General features: G+C 41.2%; 8 protein-coding genes and 1 pseudogene. 8 read left to right on the top strand and 1 reads right to left on the bottom strand.

All coding sequences use genetic code 11. The features are described from left to right. The 3 genes and pseudogenes from Q0296_RS03550 to rpmA form a co-directional block, all read left to right on the top strand. Positions 1-925 (top strand): annotated as a pseudogene (locus tag Q0296_RS03550) (cytochrome-c peroxidase); the annotation flags it as partial. A 151-nt stretch (positions 926-1,076) separates the two neighbouring features. Further along, positions 1,077-1,391, top strand: coding sequence for a 50S ribosomal protein L21 (gene rplU, locus Q0296_RS03545; protein ID WP_021090648.1), 315 nt, complete (start codon positions 1,077-1,079; stop codon positions 1,389-1,391). A gap of 11 nt (positions 1,392-1,402) precedes the next feature. Then, positions 1,403-1,660: a 50S ribosomal protein L27 gene (gene rpmA / locus Q0296_RS03540; protein ID WP_002942569.1), complete on the top strand. Its 258-nt coding sequence runs from the start codon at positions 1,403-1,405 to the stop codon at positions 1,658-1,660. A gap of 120 nt (positions 1,661-1,780) precedes the next feature. Here rpmA and uvrA read toward each other — a convergent pair whose 3' ends face one another. Next, complete coding sequence (uvrA, locus tag Q0296_RS03535) at positions 1,781-4,609, bottom strand: excinuclease ABC subunit UvrA (RefSeq protein WP_298036605.1); 2,829 nt, start codon at positions 4,607-4,609, stop codon at positions 1,781-1,783. A gap of 172 nt (positions 4,610-4,781) precedes the next feature. Here uvrA and Q0296_RS03530 point away from each other — a divergent pair, with 172 nt between their 5' ends. From Q0296_RS03530 to plsX, 5 genes are all read left to right on the top strand, one after another. Further along, positions 4,782-5,066, top strand: a complete 285-nt coding sequence (locus tag Q0296_RS03530) for a 4Fe-4S dicluster domain-containing protein (protein ID WP_002942606.1) — start codon at positions 4,782-4,784, stop codon at positions 5,064-5,066. Between the two features lie 102 nt (positions 5,067-5,168). Continuing rightward, the gene (ndk, locus tag Q0296_RS03525; protein ID WP_298036598.1) at positions 5,169-5,582 is read left to right on the top strand and encodes a nucleoside-diphosphate kinase; all 414 of its coding nucleotides are present in this window, start codon (positions 5,169-5,171) and stop codon (positions 5,580-5,582) included. A 14-nt stretch (positions 5,583-5,596) separates the two neighbouring features. Continuing rightward, complete coding sequence (locus Q0296_RS03520; protein WP_298036595.1) at positions 5,597-5,956, top strand: hypothetical protein; 360 nt, start codon at positions 5,597-5,599, stop codon at positions 5,954-5,956. Between the two features lie 11 nt (positions 5,957-5,967). Continuing rightward, positions 5,968-6,114, top strand: a complete 147-nt coding sequence (rpmF, locus tag Q0296_RS03515) for a 50S ribosomal protein L32 (protein ID WP_002942540.1) — start codon at positions 5,968-5,970, stop codon at positions 6,112-6,114. Positions 6,115-6,117: 3 nt separating this feature from the next. After that, positions 6,118-7,105: phosphate acyltransferase PlsX (gene plsX / locus Q0296_RS03510; RefSeq protein ID WP_298036585.1), on the top strand; the 988-nt coding region annotated here is incomplete at its 3' end.

Below are 7,105 nucleotides of genomic sequence, written 5' to 3'. Positions count from 1 at the left end.
CCCGAAGGCACTAACCAAAGCGATAAACGAAGCTTCTCCGGATGCTGAGAAATATCCAACCACTATGGCTGCATATGAGCTTGGCAAGAGGCTTTATTTTGATCCGAGATTATCAAAATCTGGCATCATTAGCTGTAACACCTGTCACAACTTAGGCCTAGGCGGAGCAGACGGCGTACCTGCATCTACCGGCCACAAATAGACTCCAAACCCTCATCACGTAAATGCTCCGACTGTTTATAACTCGGTATTTAACTCGGTGCAGTTCTGGGACGGACGCGCCGCTCACCTAGCCGCTCAGGCTGCCGGCCCGATGACTGCGATGCCGGAGATGGCATCTACCCCAGAGTTAGTCGAGCAGAGGCTAAAATCTATCCCTGCCTATGTGAGCGAGTTTAAAGCTGCGTTTAATAGCGATGTGAGCTTTGAGCTAGTAACGACGGCCATAGGTATCTTTGAAAGAACGCTCGTAACTCCGTCTAGATTCGATAAATTTTTAGAAGGCGACGAGGCTGCACTAAACGGCGCCGAGAAAAAAGGCCTAAAAACCTTCATCGACAAAGGCTGCGCCACATGCCACAACGGTATAAATTTGGGCGGTACCTTACAGCCGTTTGAGGTTGCGGGCAAATACAAATTTGCAAATTTGGGCGACTTTAAAGGCGACGCAAATGGCCTAGTAAAAGCTCCTACGCTGCGCAATATCGAGCTAACGGCTCCATATTTTCACAACGGTGCGGTTTGGTCTCTAAAAGACGCCGTCAAGATGATGGGTAGCGTACAGCTAGGTATCGAGATAAACGATAAAGAAGCTGCCGATATAGTGACGTTTTTAAATTCATTAACAGGCAAAATGCCTAAAGTCGAATATCCGTCATTTCCTGCATCTACCGAAAAGACCCCAAAACCGGAACTCGACTACTAAACTAAACAAAAAGGCGGATAAATTTCCGCCTCATTCAACTTAAATTTATAAATTTTTGGGTATTATCCGTCTCTTACAACCAACAAAGCTCCCCAAGTCTTTTGAAATCCAAAAGCGCTTTTTGGTCTTACCAAATTTAGAAAGGTAGAGTATGTCAAAATACGCTATATTTAAGCATGGCGGTAAGCAATATCGTGTTAGCGAGGGCGAGTACCTTAAGCTAGATCACTTTAGTGCTGAAGCTAAATCAACCGTTGAGATTACAGAAGTTTTAGCTGTAAACGACGGCGAAGTAAAGGTAGGTGCGCCATTTGTTAAGGGTGCAAAAGTTGTTCTTGAGGTCGTTAATGAAGGCAAAGACAAAAAAGTAGTTATCTACAAAAAACGCAGACGTAAAGACTCAAAACTAAAACGCGGCTTTAGAAGACAATTTACACGTGTAAAAGTCGTAAGTATCGCAGCTTAAGGAGATAAGATATGGCACACAAAAAAGGTCAAGGTTCAACCCAAAATAACCGTGATAGTATCGGACGCCGATTAGGTGTTAAGAAATTTGGTGGCGAGTTCGTTCGTGCTGGAAATATAATCATCCGCCAAAGAGGAACAGCAACTCACGCTGGAAATAACGTAGGTCTTGGCAAAGATCACACTATTTTTGCATTAGTCGATGGCTTTGTAAAATTTGAAAGACTTGATAAAAACAGAAAAAAAGTATCTGTTTATCCAGCTGCATAATCCCAGGGGCATTCGCCCCTTTTTCTTTTTAAATTCACTAAAAATTTAACAAATTTAATTTATCTTACTTATTATATATAGCTTGGTATTTTAGACAAACACCAAACTATTAAATTTATTTTATTTCGCTTTTAATAAAGCAAGCTCTTGTGCTAGAAATTCCCCTGTGTAGCTGCCAGTTTTTTTGTAGTTTTTAGCTACCTCTTTGACATTTCCGCGCGCTATCACTTTTCCGCCTTTTGCGCCGCCCTCTGGCCCCATATCGACGATATAGTCGCAGTTTTTGATGACATCCATATTATGCTCGATCACAAAGACAGAATTTCCAAGATCAACTAGGTGATTTAGCACCTTTACCAGCCTATCAACATCTGCAAAATGAAGTCCTGTCGTTGGCTCATCAAGGATATAAAGCGTATTTCCAGTGTCACTTCTGCTAAGCTCTTTTGCTAGCTTCACGCGCTGAGCCTCGCCGCCACTAAGTGTGACTGCGTTTTGCCCAAGCGTGATGTAGCCAAGCCCCACGTCTTGCAGTGTCGTGAGCTTTGAAGCGATCTTTGGCACAGCCTTAAAGAACTCAACCGCCTCATCAATGCTCATATTTAGCACTTCGGCGATATTTTTGCCCTTATATAAAATTTCCAAGGTCTGAGCGTTATATCTAGCGCCATTGCAAACGTCACAAACCACGTTAATGTCAGGCAAAAAGTGCATCTCGATCGTGATCTCGCCCTCGCCTTGGCACTTCTCGCAGCGCCCTCCTTTGACATTAAAGCTAAAGCGCCCTATTTTATAGCCTCTAAGCTTTGCCTCTTTAGTCTGCGCAAATAAATTTCTTATCTCATCCATCACGCCAGTATAAGTCGCTGGATTTGAGCGTGGAGTGCGACCGATCGGGCTTTGATCAAGATAGATCACCTTGTCTAAATTCTCAAGTCCGCTTAAATTTACCCCAGCTATCTTTTTCACTTTTTTGGCTCTATTTAGCTGCTCCTGCGCCTCTGGAAGCAGGGTCTGAAGTACTAGCGAGCTCTTGCCAGATCCTGAAACACCAGTGATACCCACAAGGTTTCTAAGCGGAAATTTAGCGGTTAAATTTGAGATATTGTTGATATTTACATTTGAAATTTCGAGCCACTTCTCAGCTTTTCTATTTTTTTGATAGTAGATCTTTTTCTTACCATTTATGTATTGTGCTGTCTGTGTGTTTGAGTCTAAAAGCTCTTTTGCCGTGCCTGCAAAGACCACGCTGCCGCCAAATTTACCAGCTCCAGGGCCGATATCTACGATATAGTCCGCCTCTTCTATCGTCTTTTTATCATGCTCGACGACGATTACAGAGTTGCCTTTGGCTTGCAAATTTCTAAGCGTCTTTATGAGCTTTATCGTATCTCGCTCGTGCAGACCGATACTTGGCTCATCAAGCACGTACATGACGCCACTTAGCCCACTTCCTATCTGGCTGGCGATCCTGATGCGCTGTGCCTCGCCACCGCTGATCGTCCTAGCATCTCGCCCAAGCGACAAGTAGCCAAGTCCCACGTCATATAAAAAGAAAAGTCTCTCGTTGATCTCTTTTAAGATAGGCTTTGCGATCGCCTTGTCGTAGTCGCTAAGATAGGCGAAATTTTTCTCGTTTGAAAAAAATGCGGTGCAGTTTTCTATGCTCATATCTAAAATTTCGCCAAGTCCAAGGCCAGCGACCTTGACCGCTAAGCTTTGAGGCTTTAGTCTGTGACCATTACAAGCGTCGCAAATTTTCTCACTCATATACTCGTCAAAGTCTTTGTAATCCTTCAAAAGCCCGTGTGAAATTTTAACCACTCCGTCAAATTTTCTAAGTAGCTTGTTTCGCTTCCAAAAGAACGAAACCTCCTTGACGTTGCCGTATAAAACAAGCCTCTTTTCATCTTCACTAAGCTCATAGTATGGCTTTTTGATGTCGATCTCATTTTGCTCGCAAAAAGCAAGTAAAAATTTATAGTAGTAGCTCATGTTGTAGCCATAAAGTAGCTTTATAGCGCCATTTTCTATCGACTTTTCCTCGTCGATGATCTTACTCATATCTAGGCTATACCTTATGCCAAGTCCGTCGCAGTGCTCGCAAGCGCCCTTTGGTGAGTTAAAGCTAAAGCTTAGCGGCTCAAGCGGCGTAAATGAAATTTTGCAGTCAAAACAAGCCATGTGCTCGCTGTAATGTATAAAACTCTCTTTTAAACCAAGCTCGTCGGCATTTGCTATCTCTATCTCGACCTCACCAAAGCTCTCATTTAGCGCTTTTTCCACGTCGCTTGCAAGGCGTTCGTGATTTTGTTCATCGATGGCGATCCTATCGACGATGACCTTTATCGTGTGTTTTTTCGTTTTTGCAAGCTCGATCTCCTCATCAAGCCTCACCACCACGCCATCTATCTGTGCTCTAACAAAGCCTTTTTGGCGTAAATTTTCGATCAAGTCCGCCCATGTGCCCTTTTTCTCACGAACTAGCGGCGCATAGATGATCACTTTTGCGCCAAGCGGGAGCTTTGAAATTTCATTTATGATGTCGCTCACACTCATTTTTGAGATAGGTTTGCCGCATTTATGGCAGTGCTGCACGCCAACCCTTGCGTATAAAAGCCTTAGATAGTCATAAATTTCCGTGATCGTGCCTACCGTTGAGCGTGGGTTTTTAGAGGTTGTCTTTTGATCGATCGCGATAGCAGGCGTTAGACCCTCGATCTTATCTACATCAGGCTTGCCCACGCGGTCTAAAAACTGCCTAGCATAGCTACTAAGGCTCTCCATGTACCTGCGCTGCCCCTCGGCATAGAGCGTGTCAAAGGCTAGTGTGCTCTTACCACTGCCGCTAAGACCGGTAAAAACTACTAATTTATTTTTAGGAATTTCAAGGTTTAAATTTTTAAGATTGTGCTCGCGCGCGCCAGTTATTTGTATAGTATCATTCATAAATTTATATGACCTTTTTTTGAAATTTTAACCTATAAATTTAGTCTAAAAGTGATAAAAACTTCATAAAAGAGCTTTTATTATTTGGCTTGGTTTTAAATTTTAGAGCATATTTATATCATATTCAGTTTTTTTTGATATTCTACGCCAAAATTTTATTTAAGGAGAAAAAATGTCTGTAAAAATAACCGATATATGTATAAGCTGTGGTTCATGCATCGATGAGTGCCCAGTTTCAGCTATTGTTGATGATAGCGACAACCCAACTGGAGCAGATACATACTATGTTTATTCAAACAAATGCGTTGAGTGCGTAGGCTACAACGATGAGCCAGCCTGTGCATCTGCCTGTCCAACTGATGGATGCATCGTTTGGGACGCCGTAGTAGCAGGACAACCTTCACGTGATCAAATCGGTGCTGACGCTCGCACTGGCAGCACTCCAGTAATCCAGTAAATTTACAAAATTTAGGCTCAAATTTGAGCCTATTTTATTTTTAAGCTTTATTTGATATAATTGCCAACTTCATTTAAATAACCTAAATTTTAAGGAAAATTTATGCAAAGAACACTTTCTATTATTAAGCCTGACGCTGTTAAGAAAAATGTTGTTGGAAAGATTATAGATAGATTTGAAAGCAACGGCTTAAGAATCGCAGCTGCAAAGAAAATTAAACTTAGCAAATGCGATGCAAAAGCATTTTATGCAGTTCATAAAGATAGACCTTTCTTCAACGATCTAGTTGATTTTATGGTAAGCGGACCAGTCATAGTTATGGTTTTAGAGGGCGAAAATGCAGTTGCTAAAAACCGCGAGCTAATGGGCGCAACTAACCCAAAAGAAGCAGCTCCTGGCACTATCAGAGCTGATTTTGCTGATAGCATTGACGCAAATGCAGTTCACGGAAGCGACAGCCTAGAAAACGCTGTAAATGAGATAAATTTCTTCTTTGCTTCAAGAGAAATTTGCTAATTTTGGACTAAAATTTGATTATTCCGTTTTCTAAAATAGCAAACAAAGAGATAAACTTTGAGCTGGTAAGAAACAATGATCTAGTTTTTAGTGGAATTTTAAAAAGAAAAGACCCTTTTTTGGTAAAATGCCAAGGCAACATAAAGGGCGAGATAAAATATATTTGCGATCGATGCGGTGATGAGTTTATGTTGCCAGTCGATCAAGACGTAGAGCTAAATTTAAGTGACGGTGTCTATAAAGACAGAGAAAATGAGCTTAGCGATACGGTTGAATTTTTTGATGGCAATATTGATTTAAAAGAAGTTTTTGAAAGTGAGCTAGAAGCTTTTAAGAGCGATTATTTTTATTGTGAAAAATGTAAAAATTTATAAAGGAGAGTAAAATGGCAGTACCAAAGCGTAGAGTGAGTCATTCTCGTGCAGCAAAACGTAGAACACATTACAAAGTTACACTTCCAGTGCCTGTAAAAGACAAAGATGGTTCTTGGAAAATGCCTCACCGCATAAACAAAACAACAGGTGAATACTAAAATATGATTCGCATTGCTATTGATGCTATGGGTGGTGATTTTGGTGCAGATCCTATAATATCTGGTGTTATTGAAGCACTAAAAGAGACAGAATTTAAAGCTGTATTAGTTGGTGATAGCAATGCCATAAAACCACTCATCCCACAACCCTATTTAAAAAATATAGAATTTATAGAAGCTACCGAAGTCATCTCGATGTCAGACGGAGCCACAGACGCACTAAAAAGAAAAGATAGCACGATCTACAAAGCTGTTGAGCTTTTAAAAGATAAAAATGTCGATGCTGTCGTTTCTGCTGGTCACAGCGGTGCTACTATGAGCTTGGCTACATTAAGAGTTGGTAGACTAAAAAATGTATCTCGTCCAGCGATCGCGACGCTTATGCCAAATTCAAAAGAGACAGCTACTTTAGTTTTGGATGTTGGCGCAAATGTTGATTGCAGAAGCGAACATCTTTTTCAGTTTGCCATCATGGGTGAAGCCTACGCAAAAGAAATTTTAGGCAGAAAAGCCCCAAAAGTCGGTCTTTTATCAAACGGTGAAGAAGAGAGTAAAGGCAACGAGGTCAGTAAAGAGGCTTTTAAGCTGGTTTCTAGACTTGATAGCTTTGTTGGCAATGCAGAGGGCAATCAAATTTTTGATGGTAGCATTGATGTCATGGTTTGCGACGGTTTTATGGGAAATATCCTATTAAAAACGAGCGAAGGCGTTGCTGATGCCATAGGCAAGATCATAAAAAAGCAAGTCAAAAAATCACCCCTTGCTATGGCTGGATCGGTGCTTATGAGAAAAGTTTTCAAAACTCTAAAAAAACAGGTCAGCTACGATGAGTACGGCGGTGCTCCGCTTCTTGGTGTAAATGGCTGCGTCATCATAAGTCACGGCAAAAGCAACTCAAAAGCCATAAAAAATGCAATCTTTCAGGCAATTAAATTTTCTAATTCAAATATAAATAAAGTTATAGAAGAAGAACTTTCACACTTTGCAAGGT

The organism is uncultured Campylobacter sp. (assembly GCF_937890585.1).
Classification (GTDB): domain Bacteria; phylum Campylobacterota; class Campylobacteria; order Campylobacterales; family Campylobacteraceae; genus Campylobacter_A.
The sequence above is the reverse complement of the archived record's forward strand: the minus strand, read 5'-3'. Positions and strand labels throughout refer to the sequence as shown.